The organism is Gynuella sunshinyii YC6258 (assembly GCF_000940805.1).
GTDB lineage: Bacteria > Pseudomonadota > Gammaproteobacteria > Pseudomonadales > Natronospirillaceae > Gynuella > Gynuella sunshinyii.
On the sequence record NZ_CP007142.1, the window covers coordinates 4,218,816 to 4,240,311 of the forward strand.

Genomic DNA, 21,496 nt, shown 5'->3' on the forward strand with positions numbered 1-21,496 from the left:
TATTTACTTTCTCAAACGATGACACGCATACCTTGCAGCCATTGAAATGCCTTATTCGATTTATAGACAACTTTGAAATTTTTATCCCATCATCTCAATCCGTTGATCACCACACACTCATCGGACGGCTATGATTAGGTTTAACATGTGTGGATGTTTGTTACTGAGACAATGGAAACAAGGCAAATATGATCGACAAATCCACCGAGAAGGGAATTAAGCCACTCTGTAAGTCGATAATGTAGGGCTTAAACGCAACGAACACTATGATCGTTGCTTATGGATGATAAATAAGCATGTTTAGAGGATGTCCAGAGAAGCATTCACGTGCTACTTGAAAACCAACAGCCTCAGTTGCATCAGTTTAAACAGACATCTACCGCACAGCGGCTGCTAACAAATATAGAATGGACCGATAGGATATCCCAGCGTGGCGTGTTAACCCGCATTCACAAGTCATACTGGTTGAATAACCCTCAACGCACCCTTTGATCTGTCGCTTTAAGTCAGCCAGTGCCGTCTGATTCAACTCCGGGACCACGAACCCTTTATCACCGGCAAAACCGCAGCATTCAATACCTTCAGGAACACACACCTCCGCTGCACACCGCTGAGCCAGATCAACAGCAGCGTTCAACAACCCCATGCGTCGGGTACTGCAGGTGACATGAAGCGCAACTTTCCGATCCAATGGTTGAATAGGCAGTATCGGCACTAAATATTCCAGCGCGAACTCAAAAGGCTCATACAGTCGGAACTCCGTCTGATCAAAATACTTTAACGCACAGGGCGATGTGTCCACCAAAATGGGTATTTTACCGTTATCGCTGATTTCCATCAGCTGCCGATAAGTCTGCTGTCGCTTTTGTTCGGCCACCTCAAGAAAGCCTTTCGACTCAAATGGCTGACCACAGCACAACCCCGGGTCACTCAGTACACGAACATTTATTTCAGCCTGCTCGCACAGTTTCAGTATCAGCTCGGGCAATGGCAGCAATGAATCATGCCGGGAAGGCGACAAATTACGACTGATGCAGGATGGCCAGTATACGAACTCCTGTCTCGCCGACATGATCTCTGGAGGACTGGTCAGCTTTGCAGTCTTTCTGGCTGACGGCATTTCCCGCACCCACAATGGCGTCCGACTCCCCGACATCCGGTGGACGGACGATGAAATTTTTTCCAATGATTCTTCACCAACCATCCGACTACCAACTTCGGCAATCTTCAACACTCCCCTTGTCACAGCCGCTGCAGCAGTAAAGTGATCCGCCACCATAACAGCAACAGGCTTCCAGCGTCGATTTTGCTGCTGCCTGAGTTTTCGGATAAAGTCCCCGGTGTTAATCGAAACAGGACATTTCTGCGCACACAATCCAGTTGCAGCGCAGGTATCAATACCAGCGTATTGATAGGCCCTGGACACCTCAGCTAAACGTTGTGTCTGTCCATTCGCCTTCAACTCACCGATATGCCGATACAACGTTATACGCTGCCTAGGTGTTAGCGTCAGGTTTCGGGATGGACATACCGGCTCGCAAAATCCGCACTCAATACATCGATCCACTAAAATATCGACTGCTGGCATTTTTTTCAGACTTTGAACATGAGCCGAAGGATCATCATTCAGAATAACTCCGGGATTGAGTACTCCCGCTGGATCAAAAATATGCTTTATCTGAGTCATAATGGCATATGCATCCTTGCCCCACTCCAACTCCACGAAAGGCGCCATATTTCGACCGGTTCCATGTTCAGCCTTCAGGGACCCCTGATAATCAACCGCCACCAGCTGACAGACATCTGCCATGAACCGTTCGTAGCGATTGATCTCCTTGGTGGTCTCAAAGGATTGGGTAAAGACGAAATGCAGATTTCCAGCCAAGGCATGACCAAAGATAATGGCTTCGTTGTAGTGATATTGGTCAAATAGCTGCTGAAGAGCATGCACCCCCTGCTCCAACCGTTCCAGGGGAAATGCAACATCCTCAATTATGACTGTGGTACCGGCCGGGCGTACAGCGCCGACAGCAGGAAACAGACCTTTGCGAATATCCCAGTACGTACTGATGATATCGGCATCCTGGCTAAACACTGCCTCTGCCAACAATTCAAAGCCGGATAACACTGAAGACACCTGCTCAATATTTTGCTTTAGAGTCTGTGCATCGGCACCACGAATATCGATCAACAGTGCACAGCACTCATCGTTTTCCAGGTCCAGTTGAAAACCCAAACGACTCAATCCGGGTTTATCGGCAACTGCTTTCAGGCTTCTGTTGTCCATCAACTCCATTGCGTCAACAGGTAGTGCTTTTGACGCCAGAACAGCGTTACAGGCTGCCTCAATATCAGAAAAAATGACCAGCGCACTGGCCTTATTGGCATGATCCGGCACTGTGTGATAACTGACTTCGGAGATAAACCCTAAAGTCCCTTCCGAACCCACAATGAGATGGGTCAGAATGTCGACAGGATCTTTAAAGTCAACCAGCGCATTAATGCTATAACCGGTCGTGTTCTTGAGTCGGTATTTGTGTTCGATTCTGGCCTTTAATTCAGGGTTCTGCCTGACTTGCTCCGATAATGTCGATAGCTCAGCCAATAATTTTGCATGTGATACCCGAAAGGTTTCCACACTGTTGCTATCACGAGTATCCAACAGGGTACCATCAGCTAAAATAACTCTGATTCCATGAAGGGTGTGATAAGTATTATGGGCTGTACCACAGCACATCCCACTTGAATTATTAGCGACGATTCCGCCAATTTTACAGGAATCGATAGACGCAGGGTCAGGACCAATTTTCCGGCCAAAAGGTTTGAGTTTACGATTTGCATCCGCTCCGATGACGCCCGGTTGCAAATGCACTATTTGTCCCTGCAGATCAACCTGAATGCGATTCCAGCTCTGATCCAGCATCAATAGCACACTATTGGAGACCGCCTGACCCGAGAGACTCGTTCCCGCTGCGCGGAAAGTAATGGCCACTGACAATTCAGTTGCAGCCTGCAAAACAGTAATTACCTGCTGCTCTGAAACAGCAATCAGGATAAGCTCGGGTATCAACCGATAAAAGCTGGCATCTGTTGAATAAGCATACCGATAGGTATATTCCTGGATGATGTTTTCCGGTTTAAAGTGCTGACGAACAACAGACAGAAATTGTGACCAGGCTTGAGAAGAAGAGGATTCCATGTATATTCAACCGTGCAATGTCGTCTTTGCCAGTGAATATGAACCCATCAATTATTACAAGAACTGAAATCCATTTCTCGGGCTGAAGCACGAAACACTCTTCAGGTGGTCAGACTATTTGACGATGATCCGAATATTTACCCCAGGCGGCCGGTTTTCGAATATCTTTCATACAGGCTTCAATCTGAAAATCACCAAAATCAGACTGAAAGGGCACCACGACTACTTTATGCGGCAAAACGTGGCGGTACTCGCTCTGCTGCAGGAAGATCTCTGGTCTGGACAGCTCGAATCCAAAACCTTTATCCCAAAGAATTTTTTTGGTGGCTCCCGTCACCATATTGGTAATCTCTCCAACCAGATCAGCAACGCCTTCATCGATCACCGTCAACGTCTCTTGTAACATGACTGACCCTATTTTCAATATCGCACTTTCAGAAAAATGGATGGCAATCGTACAAATAGCCTGCTCCCCCTCCATACGTATAAAACCAGTGACAGCAGCCTGATGAGCCTCCTGCTTCAGAAAGGGTTTCTGCGGTAACGCCTGAAAATCAGCCATAGTCTCCAAAACATCACATAGGGACTGAACAAATGGATTTATATATTCAACCTGCATGGGTATCTGTATCAACTCAACTCGGACATCTCTATTTTAGACTACCTTTGACCGGCGCAATTGTAAGCTTTTGCACACACGGAAGAATCTCTAGTTCAGCTTAGAAACGGTATCACAAGAACGAAATAACGAATTGATTTACCAACAAAAACAAATAAGAGACTCAACATAAAGTTGAGTCGGTGGAAGCCGGCAGCAAGAACCAGCGGATCGCCGATCACAGGAACCCAGCTAAACAGCAACACAAACATGCCATATTTTTGAACCCATTGACCAGAACGCTGATGGACCGTTGCAAATTTTAACGAATACCCTCTACGTAACAGAGCCCCTACCAAGAAGGAGGTAACGGCCCCTAACGTATTGCCTGAAGTAACGGAAATCCAGGCCGGCAGGATTTCCGCTCCTTTCATCAAAAAACCAAGTAACAGAATCTCTGAATTCCCAGGCAGTAACGTTGCTGACAGAAAACCACTTGAGAACAAAACCCAGAAATCCGCGTCAAACATCATGAACCATTAATTCATCTTCAAGCTCTTTGCGATATTGCTTTTCATACAGTTCAAAATACCGCCCCCTCTGAGCCAGTAGTTCAGCATGGTTGCCCTGTTCGAGCAACTCGCCGTTCTCTATATAGAGGATGCAATCAGCCTCACGAATCGTAGACAGTCGATGAGCAATAATGAAGCTGGTCCGGTTTTTGAGTACCGCTTTCAGCCCCTGCTGAAGAACATATTCTGTCTGGGTATCTACAGAAGAGGTTGCCTCATCCATTATCAGAATCTGTGGGTCACCAATGACTGCACGGGCAAAGGATATTAACTGCTTCTGCCCGGTAGACAGGTTGTTACCACCCTCACCGACTTCCGTATCATAACCATGCTCAAGCGCCATTATCAGATCATGAGCATTGACCAGCTTTGCGGCTTCCTCTATCTCTGTATCTGTGGCATCGAGTTTTCCATAGCGGATATTTGACCGTATCGTGCCACTGAACAAAAAGGGAGTCTGCATGACAATTCCCAGATTGGATTGCAACCAGGCCAGGCTTCTTTCCCGATAGTCAACGCCATTGATCAAAATCTGTCCTGACACTGGCTCATAAAACCGGCACATTAGATTCACAATCGTGGATTTACCGCTACCGGTTGGGCCAACCAAGGCGATGGACTTCCCTGCCAACGTATTAAAGTTAAACTGTTTCAACACCGGCTCACTGGTTTTATAGGAGAAAACGACATTTTGAAAACGGATATCTCGTATTTCGCTGTCACCCCCATCCGGCGTTTCCGCCCCCTGGCAAGCGGCCATCTTTTGCAACACGGTTTCTGAATCATAAATCTGCGGTTTGACCGCCAGCAGCCCCAACACTCTCTCCGCGCATGCCGTAGTACGCTGGAGGTCGGTCAGCATCTGAGCCAATTGCAATAGTGGATCACTGAGGGTGCGCGAATAAGAAATAAACGCCACCAGTGTTCCAACTGTTATAACACCAACAAGAACTGATTCGCCACCAAACCAAATAGCAAATCCGGTAGCAACACTGATCAATAATGTAACCAGAGGATAATACGCTGCAGACAGCAACAGATTATTAGTGGAAAGTCGCTTCATCAGTGTCGAATCTTCTTTAAACTCCTCAAGATTTTCCTGTTCCCGCACCAAAACCCGACTGGTTTGAACGCCTGCAATCCCCTCATTATAAACCGCTGTCAAACGGGAATTGGTTTTTCGAACCAGCCTTGAGCTTTTAAGAATTCGAAAGCTGAAAAAGACCGACACAACAGCCAGAACAGGCAAAACCGTTAGCAAGATAAACGCTAATCGATAGTTCAGAATGAACAATACGCCAAAGATACCAATGATGAAGGGCACACTCCAGAACAGATCCAGAGTTCCCCAGGCAATCAAACGTGCGATTCTGGCGCAATCAGAAGTCACCCTCGCAACCAGCCAGCCAACAGCATTCTGATCAAAAAAGGAAAATGAAAGCTGTTGCAGGTGCTCAAATGTTCGACGTCTGAGTTCATACATCAGCTGATTGGATAAAGTTCCCGCCAATACAATAAATGTCCGAATACAGAACACAAATATCAAAGTCAGTACCGCAAAAGCAACGGCATAGGGAAGCAGATTTGCCTGACTGCCATGCATGGAAATTTCATCCACAACATACTTTGTTACCAGGGTAAAAGAAGCCTCTGTTGCAGCAGTCACCAATGCTAACACCATGACTGCCTGAAAAAGTCTCTTCTGTTGACCATAGAAGATACCGAGCAATTCCTTCCAGACACCCTTGTCAAATCGTTGAATCTTATTTTGCTGGTACATAGTCCTGCCCTTCTTTGGTAAAGATTTTTGTATCCTGATCGAAATCATGCTTCTGACCACTCTGGATATCCCACAGCTGCCGATAAAAACCCGATTCAGACAACAAACTTTCATGAGTCCCCTGCTGCGCCAGACGCCCATTTTGCAGTACCAGGATGATATCTGCCTGCTGACAGACGCTGATACGATGAGTAATGATCAAACGAGTCTGCTGATGACGGTTAACCATTAGAGATTTCAAAATCCGTCGTTCTGTTAAGCTGTCAACGGCGCTCAACGTATCGTCCAGTATTAATATTGGCGATTCTTTGAGCAGCGTTCTAGACAGCGTTACACGCTGCCGCTGCCCACCCGACAGACTGACTCCCCGCTCGCCAATCACGGTTTCATATCCATGCTCAAAGTTTTCAATCGTATGATGAACAGAGGCGCGCATAGCTGAGTCATAAACACGACCATCGGATGCAGCACGATCACTCAAGCGGATATTTTCCTTGAGCGAACGACTGAACAAAAACGGCTCCTGCAGCAACACACCAACCTGGTGACGTAATTGCCTGCGGTCTAAACGGTTCAGCTCAATCCCGTCTATTTGAATCGACCCTTGCTGATAATCATGTATACGCAGCAGTAGTTGAACCAACATGGATTTACCTGCGCCTGTCGGTCCAACAATAGCGACCGTCTGCCCATGATGAATATCAAAGCTGATATCACGGAGAACCGGAAAATCAGGGTCAAACGCAAACGAAACCTTATCAAAGCGAATATTGCCACTCAGACGTTCTGGCATTGGAACCGGATCAACAGTATCCGCCTCCTCAGATTCATCCAGAATTTCCTGTATACGGGATATCGCAATAACCGCTTTACCAGCCTCACTTAATTCCTTACCCAATTCACGGATGGGCCATATGACCATGCTGGTGTAGGTTAAGAAGGCGAAGAAGGTCCCCAGAGTAATCATATCGATACTGACCAGCCAGGCTCCAACAATCAGTACCGTCCCGGTTTGAAGGAAACAAAGCAGATCAGAAGTAGACCAGAATCGAGACAGCAGTCGCATCAACTCTATATTCAGATTGAAGTACTTGCGGTTCTTCTCCTCGAACTTATCAATCTCAAACTGCTGTCTTGCAAATGCACGAACAACACGTATACCCGTCAGGTTTTCCTGAACGATGGTGGTCAATTCACCCTCGGCTTCATCCACTTTCAGAAACTGTTGTTTAACACGACCAAAGAAATGTACCGCAAACAAAAACACCACGGGCAGCAGCATCAGGGATAACAGAGTCATCCAGGCACTTTGCAGCAACATCAGCGGAATTACGACCAACAACAGTATGATCGCCCGACCGATATTCATAACCTGCATAGTCAAAAACTCTTTCAGCGTATCAATATCGGAAGTACAACGCTGAAGAATGTCACCACTATCCGCCCTGGCATAAAAATCATTAGGCAAGAGATGCAAATGAAAGTACAAACGATTTCGTAACTGCTCTACCGTCGATTCACATGCATTAACGGCGAGCTTGTCTTTGAGAAACATGAACAGGCCACTGATCAAAGTTACCAAGACAATTGCCAGTCCCGCTATCCATAGGTTTTCCGACAGGTAATCAGCACCACCGGCCATTTGGATCAGCCATTGAGGAAAATCTTCCCGAACCACTCGATCGGAACTAATCACTCTATCAATGACCAGCTTCCCGATGGTTGGTACCAGAAATAAAAACAGACTGGCAATTGCCAGAGACAAAGCAGCTGCAACATAGTGCCACTTTTTGCGTTTGATGATATTGAATAACAAGAAATTTTGACTCGTCATTACTTTGTTCCTTTAAGTTTGTACGAGCCTTAAAATGAAAAAAGCCCGCATAAATGCGGGCTTTTGAGAATTCGCTTCACCCGCCTGAGCTGACGGGCTTAGAACTACTGATCAGAGTTCTCCCGTCAATGTTTGACTGCACCTTTACTTGCATACTTGTAAAGAGCTTTTGAGATTCTGATATTCGGCATCATCGTGTCTCTTCCATTGCGGGTTAATAAAAATGCCTGGATGAACAGGCGGGGACTAATTTATTACGTTACCGTTTGCTTTGGCAACCCATATCTCGTTTTTTTATCTGACTTTTTTGTAAAGATTCACAAACAACAAAGTTATCCAAACTTCAAAACCAGATCTGCTAACCGCTCAATTCTATTGTCCGATAACTGTCTGTAATCCAGATATGGACAAACGATCAAAGCTTTTTTGACATCCACCGCAAACCAACTGTCCAGCCATTCTACGGATTCAAGCCCCATGTCCGCTGCATATGTCTTTCCTGCCACAATATGCACGACTCCCGATCGACCAAACTCAGGAGGGGAAAATAACAAAGCCTCGGTACTATGAGACTGTAACAAACGATCATCGCGATAGCTGCGCCAATCCTGAATACTATGGTTTTTTCGTGATCTGAGCACCGAGAGAAACTTGGCATAAACATTAAATACTTTTCGCCAATGATTGCTGGTGTTGGCGACAATATATGCAATTTCACCTGACTCTAAAGGTTTCAGTTTTGCCAGTTCAGGATATTGACCAAACCCTGGACGATTGGCGATATACATGGCAACTGAAAAACTTTCGCTGCCCAATCCAACTATCTTGCTCATATCACCCTTTACCCGTTTTGATTGGCTGGCATAATAACTTCTGTTCCGAAATCCAATCGAGGAAAATCATGAAGCTGTACCAATATGATCACTGCCCGTTTTGCGTCCGGGCCGACATGATTGCGAATTACAAAGGTGTTGGTCATGAGAATGTATACCTGTTGAACGATGATGAACAAATCTGCCACGAACTGATAAACGTTAAAATGGTCCCTATTTTACAGTTCGATGATGGCACCGCCATGGGTGAAAGCCTGGATATCGTCAAAGAGCTGGACCGAAGGGGAAAACCGGAAAAAGTACTCAGACCCGGACACAATCATCCACTCGTGACAGCTCATATTGATAAAGTCAGTCTGTCGATTAATTGCCTTCTGTTTCCGAGGTATATTTTACTGGGGCTGCCAGAGTTCGAAACTCAAAATGCCCGAGATTATTTTCAGTTTAGGAAAGAAGCCAATATTGGCCGCAGCTTCGAACAGGCACTTGCCGAGTCTGACGAACACAAGCGGAATGTTGAACAGATGCTGACGGAATTACCCACACCTGAGTTACCCAGCCATCACGGCAACACGATTGGCCTGGATGACGTTTTGATCTACCCCACACTTCGCAATCTGACCGCAGTTAAAGACATTCAGATCCCGACAGAGATCAGGCGATACATCGACGAAGTCACATTATTAACTGACAGCCACACCTACTATAGTCGGGCCGTATGACATGAATACAAAAGCAGTCATCTTTGATCTCGACGGAACCCTACTGAATACGCTTGATGATCTGGCCGATTCCATGAATCAGATACTTAGCCGGCACAAGCTCCCAACTCATCCGTCTTCGGCTTATCGTTATTTTGTTGGTAACGGGGCGCTGCAGTTGGTCACCCGGGCTATTCCCGAATCCCAGCGAAACGATTCATTCATTCAAACCTGCTTCTCGGAGTTCATTTCCGAGTATGGCCAGAACTGGAATCACAAAACTCGACCTTATGAGGGCATCGAACAGTTACTGGGACAATTACAGCAACGTCATATCGCGTTGACTGTATTGACAAACAAACCTCACGACGCTGCCCTGAAATGCATGGCCGAGTTCTTTCCAGGCTGGAACTTTTCCATCATCCTCGGCCAGCGAATGGGAGTCCCGGTAAAACCTGACCCCACAGCAGTGGAGGAAATACTCAGACATCTGAATATCAGTCACACGGAGGCTATATTCATTGGGGATAGCAATGTGGATATGGAAACAGGCACCAACGCACAACTTCAACCCATTGGCGTTTCCTGGGGCTTTCGCTCCAGACAGGAACTTGAGTCTGCCGGCGCAGCAGCCGTGATTGATCATCCCATGGAGCTATTGGATTATCTTGATAACTGAATTATCTTTTTGACAGAAAAGGCATTCACGAATTCAATATGCATCAGTGCCGGCTGGCCATGTCGGTTGTTACAGACAAACCGAATAGATTCGGTTCAACACCAGTCGCCGTAAAGAACAACAAACCATAATGGAATCCTAATGCTGTCCATTTTTACTTCCGCCAAGAGCTTTAACAACCGCTGGCTCGGTCACAGACAACTTAATCAGGCGGGTCTACATACTCAACGGGTCATTTGGGCGCATAAGTGTCGAGATCTACGCAGACTGATACGCACACATGACGGCACCAGACTTCAAAAAGAAATCAAGAGTCTTGAAGCTAATGGATATGTGAGCATTGAGAATTTTCTCTCTGCTACTGATCACAATGCGGTTGTTGAAGAGATCAACCGAGCTACGGATCGGATTGGCAAGCTCGCACCTGTTCAAACGAATCAGACATCTGGTTTCGGTGATAAGCAGTTTTTTGAAGGCGGGTTTGACCGATATGATGGCGGCACACTTAACCGCTTCATAGATATTCCTTCACAGCAAATGCCGCAGCTGGAGCGTTTTGCTCGCAACCCCGATCTTTCAGCGCTGAGTCGCCAAATTACCGGTCGCTCACACCAAAAACGAAAGACCAACATATATCTGATGATTCACGGCGCCGAAGAACAATGCCACGACCTGCAAAAGGACTTTCATCGGGATACATTCTTTTCTGCCATGAAGTTCTGGTATTTTCCTCAGGAAGTCACTCTGGCAGACGGTCCGTTTATCTATGTGCCCGGGAGTCATCACCTGACTCCCCTTCGATTGCAGTGGGAACACGATACCGCCATGGCTGCCATCGAAACACAAACTCAACCCAATGTTGGCGGATCGTTTCGTATTGCCGAATCACAGTTGCCACAACTGGATCTCCCTGAACCTGTTGCAATTACCTGCCCGGCCAATACACTGGTAATCGCCAACGTTTTCGGCTTTCACCGAAGAGGTGATGCCGAGGGAGGTCGTCAACGCCTATCCATATATGGCTGGCAACGTCCGTCGCCGTTTGCCCCCATTTAAACAACAGTGCCTGCGTTGCAGGCACCAATCCATCAGACAAAACAGGAAAACTACAAATCAAGCAATAAACGAGCACTTCTGGCGCGTGAGCAACAGGGTGTAAATTGATTGTTGAGGGCATGTTCTTCGTCCGACATAAAGACATCCCGATGCTCCGGCTCTCCTTCCAACACCCGGGTCAGACAAGTACCACAAACACCCTCTTCACAAGCCATAGGAATATCAACACCGGCCTCCTCCAAAACACTGAGTACCGACTGATCTGCCGGAATCACGAATACCTGACCAGTACTGTTGATTTCCACCTCAAAAGCACCATCCTGACTGTGATCTACGGGCGCTGCCGAAAAATACTCCCGATGAATCTGAGCCGCCGACCACCCCAAGGTCTCAGCCGCTGTCAGGACATAATCCATAAACCCGGTTGGACCGCACACGTAAATATGTGTACCGGGTTCAGGTGTGGCCAACACCTGGTCGATATTCAGGCGCTGCGCTTCATCACCATCATCGAAGTGGCACTGTACGTTTGAGGCAAAGGCAGAGTTGGCAATATGCTCCATAAAAGCCATTCTTTGTTTCGAACGTGCACAGTAATGCATTTCAAATTCAGCGTTCGTACGGACCAATTGTTCCGCCATAGCCAGTATAGGTGTGACGCCAATACCACCGGCAAATAAAATGCTGCGTCGCGCCCCCTGCTCCAGAGCGAACAGATTTCTGGGTTCACTGATCTGAACAATGTCACCTTCTTTAATATGATCGTGTACCGCCAAAGACCCTCCTCGTGAAGATGGATCTTTTAATACACCAATCATGTATCGGTCAGTCTCAGTGGAAGAATTGAACAGTGAATATTGCCGAATCATATTATCCGGCAAATGCAGATCAATATGCGCTCCGGCAGTAAATGATGGTAGCGAACTGCCATCAGGCTTCATAAGTTCGAGACTGACAATATCATCTGTCTCATACGTTTTTCGTGTGACTTTGACATCCAGCATTTGCTCAACTTACCCCACACTGCCCAACTGTAATTCACGCTCCTGCTTCAGCATTTTATCCAACATCCTTCTGGCCTGAACCCCACCAGCATCAATATCCAGCTTTAACAGTTTTCGTTCTGGATAAGCGCTCAGATTACGCTGTTGTTGCTCAAGCATTTCCAGGTCCTCAGAAAAAATCTTACCTTGGCCCTGGCGTATTTTATCGGTTAAATCTGCATCATCCGGTTTAAAGTTCCGTGCCATACCCCAGAAATACCACATACTGGTTTCAGTCTCTGGTGTAATGAAATCCACCACCACGCTACCCGCTTTATACTTTTCATCAGCATGATAACCACCATGACCGGCATGGGCGACACCCACTTCGATCATAATATGGCTCGGAGGCGTAAAACGACAAATCTGCCAACGATCCACTGGAACATCGGCAGCCAGGTCATTGGCTTTCAGTGCCATCTGCCAGAAAGGCGGGGCAATAATGTTCTCCATGTAACGACTGGTAATCACTTCGCCGTTCTCAACCTTGGTCTTAACTGGAGTTTCATCGATTTCTTTTTGCCCAATACTGGTTGAGTGCACATAAGTTTCATGCGTCAGATCCATTAGATTATCGATCATCAAACGATAGTCGCAATGAATGTGATACAGGCCACCTCCATAGGCCCAGTCAGGACTATTGGCCCATTCAAAATGTGGAATGTCAGCAGGATCTGCAAGACTGGCCTCGCCGGTCCATACCCATATAAAACCGTGACGTTCGACCACCGGAAAAGCACGAACGCACGGGAAACCCTGCACCCGCTGCTTTGGCATGGATTCCGTCTTTCCGTCACTCCCCATCACCAAACCATGGTACCCGCACACCAATCTTCCGTTGTCCACATATCCCAATGACAAGGGTGCCCCACGATGGGGACAAAAATCTTCCAGAGCAACTACTACACCGCTGGCATCACGGTAAAAAACTATGTTCTCGCCACAGATCTGACGACCGAGCGGCTTTTCAACGATATCTTCCGGGGTACAGGCAACATACCAGGTATTTTTTGGAAACATTATTTGGACTCCTCACAATATTGTTTTTATTTTGGATCCAATATAATGATCCAGGCATCTTATATCAACCTTTTTGATATTATTCATATCGATTTTTTCGTAAAGAAATTTTGTTATTAAAAGCGCAATATTAATAGCATATCGATCCATTTTATTCGTTCATTAGCTTTCTTTTATCAACACTTTCTTTTCTTAAATTGGATCCAATTCTGACATAGGTTATGCTATGAGGATCATTCACAACTTTCATTTTTCATATGGCTAAAGAAGGTCAGAGAGTCCTAAGCACATTGCGACAAATGATATTGTCAGGTGAACTGCCGGCTGGCGAAAAACTGGCGGAGATTCCAACGGCTGAACGCCTTGGCGTCTCAAGGATGCCGATTCGTATTGCGTTTCGAACACTGGAACAAGAAGGGCTGCTCACCAAACAACATCGACGTGGCTATCAAGTACGCCGGGTCACAGAAGAAGAGATAACGGGCTCAATAGAAGTGCGCGGGGTGCTCGAAGGTCTGGCAGCATTACAGGCTGCAGAAAAAGGACTTAAAGATCATCATCGCCATACTTTGTTATCATGCCTTCGGGAAGGTGACCAACTGTTTGCAAAAGGCTACGTGACAGAAGAAGATCTTGAGCAGTACCACGACATGAATAAACGTTTCCATGCCATCATCATTGAAGCAGCCGCCAACCCGGCAATAAACGCAGCATTATCCAGAGATGAGCATCTTCCCTTTGCCTCGGTCAGCGCACTTGCCATAGACCGCAATCATCTTGAACGTGAGTATCGACGCTTTAATTTCGCACATATGCAGCACCATGCGGTGTTTGATGCGATTGATCATCACCAGGGAGCACGAGCCGAAGCAATCATGCGCGAACATGCCAATGCCACGCTCGGATACGCCAAGCTATTTGACGTAAATACGGACAATAACGCATTCCGGGTAATCGGTGTAGATACTGCTGACGGAAAATATTCCGGGTAATTTTTCCGGCAAAATGCCGTTGCGATTAAGATTAAGGCATACCCGGAAATATCATCGCTTGATATATAAAGAGTCGCGCAATGTTGAAATCGAGAACATAAAAACACAAATAACAGCGCTACGCTCCCAAACGTCGATACACATCCGCTCGTTACTGAACAAAGCCAGTTAATTATCACCAAAACTATTGCGTAATCACAGCACGGATGATTTGCAGAAGCCGAAGGGTGACAGGAGGAATACTAAAGAACCGGTTTACCCAGCTGACTGGCACCTGAGCAAACCGACTGATAGGAATGACTTTTTAATTACCGGCGCTTGTATGTTTGTAAACCCGGCTTAATGCTTTTCTCATCCAGGAACTGCTTCAGACCTTCCTGACGCCCATGCTCCGGATCACGATGAATCGCCTGATCCACCTTGGCATACAAATAGTCTTCATTTTGATCCCAGGTCAATTCCCGGCACCGTTTGAACCCATGCTTGGCAAAACGCAAAACAACAGGATTCTTCTCCAATAACTTATTGGCCACCTTGGTCACAGTCTCTTTGAGTTCTGCCAGTGGCACACTTTCATTCACCAGCCCCATTTCTGCAGCTTCCTGACCCGTGAATGTATCACCCGTCATAATGTAGTACAGCGATTTTCTGTGCCCCATGGTGTCAGCAACGGCCTTGCTAACCAGATTCCCTGGAGGAATACCCCAGTTGATCTCCGAAAGACCGAAGGTTGCTTCATCCGCAGCATATGCGAGATCACATGCCACCAGTGGAGAAAAGGCACCACCGAAACACCATCCATTTACCATCGCAATCGTGGGTTTGCTATACATTCTCAGCAACTTCCACTGCCATTGCGAACAGTCCCGGCGCATGCGCTCCTGCCAGATCTCAGATTTACCATCAGTCTCGCGAAAATATTCCTTGAGATCCATACCCGCAGACCACGACTCTCCAGCCCCGGTCAAAACCAATACCTGAACCTCATCATCCAGCTCCAGTGTCTCCAGGATCTCAATCATTTCACGATTCAGGGTAGGACTCATTGCATTGCGCTTTTCAGGACGATTAAAGGTTACCCAGGCAATACCGCCCTGCACTTCCACTTTAACCGCCTTCCAGCGAGTATCATATTCGCTCATAATAGTTACCTTCACTTTATTATTTTCAGTCAACATATCAAGCAACTTGATATAATGACGAAACTTTAGCTTTTACTTTTTATAAACGCAAGCAAAAAATAAGGGTAAACATGGCACCTTTAGATGATCTCGCCAGTACAGATACGAATACAAAAGACCAAAACAGCAGACCATCAGGTATTTCTTACCTGATTGGTCGCCTGGACCGCTCGTTGATTCGCCACATTCGCACGGCCGTCAGCCCTTTTGGTCTCACCACAACCCAGTACACTGCTCTCTCTGTGTTTGCTGCCCGCGGCCAGCTGTCCAATGCCCAATTTGCAGAACGGACGATGGTTTCCCCACAGGCAGCCAATGAACTCATGAAAGTTATGGAAAAGAACGGCTGGATTGAACGACAGCCGGACCCCAGTCACGGGCGCATCATTCAGATCAGTCTCACTGACGAGGGCAAACGCTTAATGGCCCAATGCGATGCAGCCATTGCAGAGCTGGAACATAAAATGCTGGCCGATTTTTCTGAACAGGAACAGCAAATCCTTTATAAGCAGCTGAAAGCTCTGGCCAGAACATTGGCTGACATCTAAATACCAACCGCATCAGACAGCAGGGAAGCTGTATTGCTATCGGCAATTGACACACAGGGTGACGAAATCACTAACCGAAGCAACCACTATTGTTGTTCGGAGATTCCCGCTGTATCACTCATGTCCCTTGCTAACGGGATTAATCGAGTCTCGACCTCCCTCGCGTTATTGTATATTTTGACGCAATTCCGACCGCTTTTCTTAGCCTGATACAAAGCCTGATCTGCACCTTCAATCAATTCATAAATCGTCATATCATAGTTAGGAATTACAGTGCTGACACCACAACTAATAGTGACGGATAAACGATTCTGATCATAAAAAAAAGGTGTTTTCTCAATATTCAATCTTACCTCCTCCGCCACGGAATAGGCGTAACTCAAAGGCGTATTTGGCAGAATAACAACAAACTCTTCACCGCCGTAGCGTATGAGAACATCGGTTCTCCGTTTGGCAGACTGGCGTAAAATTCCAGCGACATGAACCAGACAACTATCCCCGACACTGTGCCCCCAAGCATCATTAATCTGCTTAAAATGATCAACATCTACCATGATCAAAGAAAACGGTTGTTGCTCCGTCAGACAGAGTGACCAACACTGATCGATATGCGACTCAAGATAATTACGGTTAAACACACCGGTAAGAACATCCGTTTTACTCGCTGCTTCCAACATTTTTTTTCTTTGTCGAGCCTGATACTCGCTGACAAAAGCAAGCATGATAACTTCTGCGAGAACAGCGATCAGCCCAATATGCTCAATCAACAAAGTGCTACTGTTATTAAAACGGGTGATCGAAATAGCTACCAGAGCAGGTAAGCTGAAAGACAGGTTTGCAAGCAGGTACAGCTGGGCAATCCGGCTACCGCGCAGCGCAACTATCAGGCCGGAGACAAAACCGTAAACAGAAAATACAGCGATATTGTAACGGTCAAACTCCAGGGACCAGTGTGGAAACAGAATGGCCATAACCGCAGAAACAGCAAACAACCCAATACAACTTAATCCCAGAAAATACAGAATAGGATAGGAACGCTTTCGAATATTCAACAGCGTCATCACAAACGCAATATAACAGCCACTGGCCAGAATCATTGGATAACTGATCAGATAAAACCAATTCAAATGAAACAGATCACTGACGACCAATAGAGCGGTACTATTGTATGCCATGCAACAAAAGACAAATAATGCGTAATAGAGATTTTCCAACCGTCTTTGAGAGAAATATCGCACCAGATACAAGAAGGACAAAGCGAACATAACCCCCAGCCCAACCAGCACCAGAGTATTGCCCCACTTCACTGCACAGGAATAGCCGTCCAACGGCATGATAAAGGGTTCTGGTTGAGCAAGGAAAAACGGGCTTTCCGTACGTGTCAAAATGACATATTCCGAAGGAAAAAACCTGACCATTCGTCCATGTCTGAGCATAAACGGGTTAATCTGCAGATTTTGTATGCCACCGGACAACCTGCCAATCTGGATCCCACGACCGTCGTATATGTAATGATCAAACTGCCCAATCACGCTGGTATTGCGAAAATCCACGACATATTGTTCAGTCTCCGGTATCCGAAAAGACTGTATATACCAGTTAACCCCTCCAGTTAATGATATCTGTTGCCGGGGCCGTGGGACAATTTCGTCACTCTTCAACACCAGTGGTGGCTGCCACTCCTCGTCGGTGATAATCCAGAATCTCTGATGATATTGAACATCTTGAGCCAAACAAACGGTACTTTGAATAGCCAGGAAACACCACAAATATAAAAAACCATATTTCCGCGTCAACGTTTGCTCATATGTCCATTTCATATCTATACCATCGATGCAAGGCCAGTTTCCTGCGAATCATTGTTATCAGCCAGAACTGAAAAAACAAAAACCGCTACCTTTTTACTTTGTAGAAGCTGGACGACAAGAGGGCTTTTCCTGACTAAATAACTGAGCACTCAAAAATCTGCCTAACAAAACTGCGTGATACCACATGCCACGAAAAATGCCCCTCACATGTATAAGTATCAAAAAAACACAGAGAATATAGATTGCACATTTCGGGCCGGACTTAACATCCAAGTGCAATAAAAGCGGCGGGCAATTCATTATTGTATAGAGATTCATTTAACAACCTCTCATTATTAATGGCACCATGACATTTCGGTATCAGGCAAAAAATTCACCTTGCGGAGTCATATGTTCAGACCGCTCCATATAATTATCAACTTGCCTGAAACACACAAAAACACCAAAGAATTACATAGCATTTTAGTATAATCCGCCCAACCGGCCATGGACACAACAGGCAATTAACAACACACTCAAATATTATCAATACCAACATTTATCAAGATAGAATCCCTTCTATGGAATGAGACGATTGCATTCACAAGAGCTTCTCAAATAGAGTGCATTTTTGACCGTTTCTACCAAATCGGAACCATGCTTTTTTAGACAGTTAGCCATAATTTGGCTTATGCGACTTTAATTGCCATACCCGATACGTTTGAGGCAACTCGGCGGACCGATGCCTTCCACCAGCAGGTGTCGATTGTTGTTGCTGAGACAGCAAAGACCAGATCAGCATGATCGACAAATCCGCAGAGTACATATTTGGACCAACGTGCAGGGCAGCGATTAAATTATAGGTTCTACCCGGTCTCCTAAGGCGCAGGTCATAGATTATAAATAAATTTTTTCCAGATGATTTTTTAGACACAGTATGCAATACCAATAAAACCTGCCGCTTTGGAATAAAAAGCAGAAGGGACAACATCATACAAAAAGGTTTTATCTGGCTGGGGTTCTTTTAGGAGACTATTAACCCGATATTAAGACAAGCAGTCATAGAACCGCCTGAATACCGCTACTTAAAATCTGCTGAGCTGTATGAAATTCTAGCGGCCAATCCGCCCAATCCACCAGCGATGGGTTGATGGGTTAATGCTTTTTCGAGTCATTTGGATGTGCTGGTGATGTTCCATCCAAATGTTGTTGCTCAATATTCAGGACATGGCCGCGGGTTCGGTCAATCATAACACTGCAACTCTCTGTCAGATCATTCAAACCTGTAGCAATGATCTCCATGGCTCTTCGCATGCTTTCTTCCTGCTTGACCGCCTCTATCGCCGCATTGATCCCTAACAGTTTTGCGTAGTGATTAAATTTCTCCAGTTCAGTAATAAACTGTTCCAGTTCTTGTTTAATTAACTGAAGCTCTTCGTTTGACACGACAACATCTTCCTCAACAGTTCAAGATCGCAACACCCGACTGTATACTCACCCGTTCTTGTCGCAACCTGCAGATCGGCTCCCAGAATGAAGTCTAGACGAATATTGGAACTTGATGCCACCAGAGGCCTGGCCATTTTATTGATGATTATTTTTCACTTCAGCTATGACCTTAGTTATTTCAAGTTCGCCGACTTTAAAGTTAACCAGGGATACTGGGATTGGTTTCGCTATGTCATCGTTACACTGTTTTTCAGTGTCAGTGGCATATCGATGGTACTGGCCACACGTAATGGTATTCGTTGGAAGCAATATCTTTTCCGGGTATCCCAGGTTGCCGCAGGTGCCATAGCTGTGACACTGGTTACCTGGTTTGTGTTCCCAAAAAGTTGGGTCTATTTCGGAGTACTGCATTTTATCGCTGCCTCCATGCTGGCAGGTCTGTTGTTTATTCGCGTTCCAGTTATTGCCCTGATAACCGGAATCAGCATATTCCTTCTTTTCAACTTGACCAGCTGGTTTAACCTGCACTGGCTCTATATTGAACTCAAACCCATTTTGCATCTGCCCAGAGGCACGCAGGATCTGACGCGATTTATTCCGTGGTTTGGCATGATATTGATCGGCATCTGGTTAGGTCACCAAAACTGGCGACCCAAGCTGCCAGACAGTCGATGGCTAAATGCGCTGGCCTGGATGGGGCGCCACTCACTGGCCATTTATCTGATCCACCAGATCGTTCTGTTTGAACTGGTCAATGCCGCCTACCATCTCAGACAGATGCTGGCAGGGAGCTAACCATTACTGCACTGAACATGGTATCGGAGTCCACATCAGGCGCTCCATGAAGTGCCTGCTGCTGCAACTGCATATGGGGATGCCGGCGTAAGAAATTTTCCACCTGCTGCTCATTTTCCTGACAAAACCAGCTGCAGGTCGCATAGATCAGCTGGCCGCCCGGCTTCAGGTAAGATACGCATCGGTCCAGAATCAACCCCTGTAAATCCAGCAATTCATCCAGCTCATTCTGACCAATACGCCATTTAAAATCAGGAGCCCTACGCCACGTGCCAGACCCTGAGCAGGGAGCATCGATAAGAATCCGGTCAAACTCTCCCATCAGCCAGGATGGCAATCGCTCATCCGGCCAATGTGCATCCCAGTGCTCCGTTTGTATATTGCGTATCCCCATTCGTCTCGCCCGCCGGGAAACTGATTCCAACTTATATGCCCGCACATCGGAAGCAACTACCATCCCCTGATTATTCATCCGGCCGGCCACGGCAAGGGCTTTTCCTCCGCCTCCGGTACAGGCGTCCCAAACTCTCATACCAGGTTGCACGTCTACCGCAGCGGCAATCTGCTGACTGGCGAAATCCTGAATATCAATATGCCCTTGCTGGTAGGTGATCGTCTCGGTTACCCGTCCGTCAGTGGTCAGCTTCAGTCCTCCGTTCTCAGCCTCAGTCGCGATTCCTTCATCGGCCAACAAACTCTGCAAAGACATCAGATCTTCAGAAACGTTTACTCTTAGCCAGACAGGCGCAGAGGTATTGTTAAGCTCAACAAAAGTCTTAAAACGCTGACGATTCCACTGACTCGTCTGACAGCGTTGATGCAGCATCACCTCAAGTTCAGGAGAGAAGCCATTAAACAGCAGCCAGAGAGTTTCATCAGTTTCGCATTGATGAAGCAACTTGAGGAAATGTTCCCGCCTGGCCGGTCCGTCATTAAGCTCACGTGGCGGTGGAATATCATGATTCAGTCGTAATCCGATCCAATACCAGAATTCGGCAATCGGCACTGACTTAAGCTCATCGAGTCTCCACTGTTGGCTCCAGTGGCTCAAATCCTGTTCGCCGAACAGATAACTACGCTGGAGATAGGCTGCCAGCTGCAAATAACGCATCGCGGCAAACATGGCATCGCTATAGGCCTTACGATCTTTCTTACCAAAACGGGACTGGCCCTGATAATAGCTCTTCAACCAACGATCCAACTGATACCAGTTACCCTCTTGCAGATAGGCATCCCAGATTTTGAAAATAAACGGATAACGGAACGGCGCCCAGCTCATTGATACATTTCCACCCTTAACTAAATACCACTGTTGGCCCGATGGCTGACTCCATCGGCAATGGAAGAATGTTTTTTTGCCGAATATCCATTCCCCAAGGAATATGGATATGCACTTAAGATCAGACACCCGGGCATAGTCTCTTGGCTA

The 21,496-nt window shown here is 46.4% G+C and carries 18 protein-coding genes; 6 read left to right on the plus strand and 12 right to left on the minus strand.

Going from position 1 to position 21,496, the window contains the following annotated elements; genetic code table 11:
• Positions 1-376: 376 nt before the first annotated feature.
• The 6 genes from YC6258_RS17540 to YC6258_RS17565 all read right to left on the minus strand — a co-directional run bounded on the left by YC6258_RS17540 (position 377) and on the right by YC6258_RS17565 (position 8,816).
• Positions 377-3,199 (minus strand): FAD-binding and (Fe-S)-binding domain-containing protein, encoded by a 2,823-nt coding sequence (locus YC6258_RS17540; protein WP_052830382.1) that lies wholly within the window; start codon positions 3,197-3,199, stop codon positions 377-379.
• Positions 3,200-3,308: 109 nt separating this feature from the next.
• Positions 3,309-3,761 carry a chemotaxis protein CheX gene (locus YC6258_RS17545; RefSeq protein WP_169748989.1) on the minus strand — a complete coding sequence of 151 codons (453 nt, stop codon included), beginning with the start codon at positions 3,759-3,761 and terminating at the stop codon, positions 3,309-3,311.
• Positions 3,762-3,913: 152 nt separating this feature from the next.
• The gene (locus YC6258_RS17550) at positions 3,914-4,330 is read right to left on the minus strand and encodes a YqaA family protein (protein ID WP_044618086.1); all 417 of its coding nucleotides are present in this window, start codon (positions 4,328-4,330) and stop codon (positions 3,914-3,916) included.
• Positions 4,320-6,149, minus strand: a complete 1,830-nt coding sequence (locus YC6258_RS17555; protein ID WP_044618087.1) for an ABC transporter ATP-binding protein — start codon at positions 6,147-6,149, stop codon at positions 4,320-4,322. Before YC6258_RS17555 ends, YC6258_RS17550 begins: the two co-directional genes overlap by 11 nt.
• The gene (locus YC6258_RS17560; RefSeq protein WP_044618088.1) at positions 6,133-7,983 is read right to left on the minus strand and encodes an ABC transporter ATP-binding protein; all 1,851 of its coding nucleotides are present in this window, start codon (positions 7,981-7,983) and stop codon (positions 6,133-6,135) included. The genes YC6258_RS17555 and YC6258_RS17560 overlap by 17 nt, the downstream gene beginning before the upstream one ends.
• 332 nt (positions 7,984-8,315) lie before the next feature.
• Positions 8,316-8,816: a DUF6942 family protein gene (locus YC6258_RS17565; RefSeq protein WP_044618089.1), complete on the minus strand. Its 501-nt coding sequence runs from the start codon at positions 8,814-8,816 to the stop codon at positions 8,316-8,318.
• A gap of 68 nt (positions 8,817-8,884) precedes the next feature.
• Between YC6258_RS17565 and grxB the strand changes: the two genes are divergently transcribed.
• The 3 genes from grxB to YC6258_RS17580 all read left to right on the plus strand — a co-directional run bounded on the left by grxB (position 8,885) and on the right by YC6258_RS17580 (position 11,252).
• Entirely contained in the window at positions 8,885-9,538 is a 654-nt protein-coding gene (gene grxB / locus YC6258_RS17570; protein WP_044618090.1) for a glutaredoxin 2, read from the plus strand.
• Position 9,539: 1 nt separating this feature from the next.
• Positions 9,540-10,196: an HAD family hydrolase gene (locus YC6258_RS17575; protein WP_044618091.1), complete on the plus strand. Its 657-nt coding sequence runs from the start codon at positions 9,540-9,542 to the stop codon at positions 10,194-10,196.
• Positions 10,197-10,337: 141 nt separating this feature from the next.
• Positions 10,338-11,252, plus strand: a complete 915-nt coding sequence (locus tag YC6258_RS17580; protein ID WP_044618092.1) for a phytanoyl-CoA dioxygenase family protein — start codon at positions 10,338-10,340, stop codon at positions 11,250-11,252.
• A gap of 50 nt (positions 11,253-11,302) precedes the next feature.
• Here YC6258_RS17580 and YC6258_RS17585 read toward each other — a convergent pair whose 3' ends face one another.
• Positions 11,303-12,256 carry a PDR/VanB family oxidoreductase gene (locus tag YC6258_RS17585; RefSeq protein ID WP_044618093.1) on the minus strand — a complete coding sequence of 318 codons (954 nt, stop codon included), beginning with the start codon at positions 12,254-12,256 and terminating at the stop codon, positions 11,303-11,305.
• 9 nt (positions 12,257-12,265) lie between these two features.
• Positions 12,266-13,315, minus strand: coding sequence for an aromatic ring-hydroxylating dioxygenase subunit alpha (locus YC6258_RS17590; RefSeq protein WP_044618094.1), 1,050 nt, complete (start codon positions 13,313-13,315; stop codon positions 12,266-12,268).
• 257 nt (positions 13,316-13,572) lie between these two features.
• On the opposite strand from YC6258_RS17590, the gene YC6258_RS17595 reads away from it, so the two are divergent.
• Positions 13,573-14,307, plus strand: coding sequence for a GntR family transcriptional regulator (locus YC6258_RS17595; protein ID WP_044618095.1), 735 nt, complete (start codon positions 13,573-13,575; stop codon positions 14,305-14,307).
• Between the two features lie 308 nt (positions 14,308-14,615).
• Here the strand turns inward: YC6258_RS17595 and YC6258_RS17600 are convergent, their stop codons facing one another.
• Positions 14,616-15,449: a p-hydroxycinnamoyl CoA hydratase/lyase gene (locus tag YC6258_RS17600; protein WP_044618096.1), complete on the minus strand. Its 834-nt coding sequence runs from the start codon at positions 15,447-15,449 to the stop codon at positions 14,616-14,618.
• A 110-nt stretch (positions 15,450-15,559) separates the two neighbouring features.
• Between YC6258_RS17600 and YC6258_RS17605 the strand changes: the two genes are divergently transcribed.
• Positions 15,560-16,036 (plus strand): MarR family winged helix-turn-helix transcriptional regulator, encoded by a 477-nt coding sequence (locus YC6258_RS17605; protein ID WP_044618097.1) that lies wholly within the window; start codon positions 15,560-15,562, stop codon positions 16,034-16,036.
• Positions 16,037-16,122: 86 nt separating this feature from the next.
• On the opposite strand, the gene YC6258_RS27495 is transcribed toward YC6258_RS17605, so the two are convergent.
• On the minus strand, positions 16,123-17,856 hold the full coding sequence (locus tag YC6258_RS27495) for a GGDEF domain-containing protein (protein WP_052830383.1): 1,734 nt from the start codon (positions 17,854-17,856) through the stop codon (positions 16,123-16,125).
• A gap of 1,122 nt (positions 17,857-18,978) precedes the next feature.
• On the minus strand, positions 18,979-19,269 hold the full coding sequence (locus YC6258_RS17615; RefSeq protein WP_044618098.1) for a hypothetical protein: 291 nt from the start codon (positions 19,267-19,269) through the stop codon (positions 18,979-18,981).
• An 87-nt stretch (positions 19,270-19,356) separates the two neighbouring features.
• Between YC6258_RS17615 and YC6258_RS17620 the strand changes: the two genes are divergently transcribed.
• Positions 19,357-20,067, plus strand: a complete 711-nt coding sequence (locus tag YC6258_RS17620; protein WP_044618099.1) for a heparan-alpha-glucosaminide N-acetyltransferase — start codon at positions 19,357-19,359, stop codon at positions 20,065-20,067.
• On the opposite strand, the gene YC6258_RS27500 is transcribed toward YC6258_RS17620, so the two are convergent.
• Positions 20,042-21,346 carry an RsmB/NOP family class I SAM-dependent RNA methyltransferase gene (locus YC6258_RS27500; protein ID WP_052830385.1) on the minus strand — a complete coding sequence of 435 codons (1,305 nt, stop codon included), beginning with the start codon at positions 21,344-21,346 and terminating at the stop codon, positions 20,042-20,044. The two genes, YC6258_RS17620 and YC6258_RS27500, sit on opposite strands and share 26 nt — an antisense overlap.
• Positions 21,347-21,496: the final 150 nt, after the last annotated feature.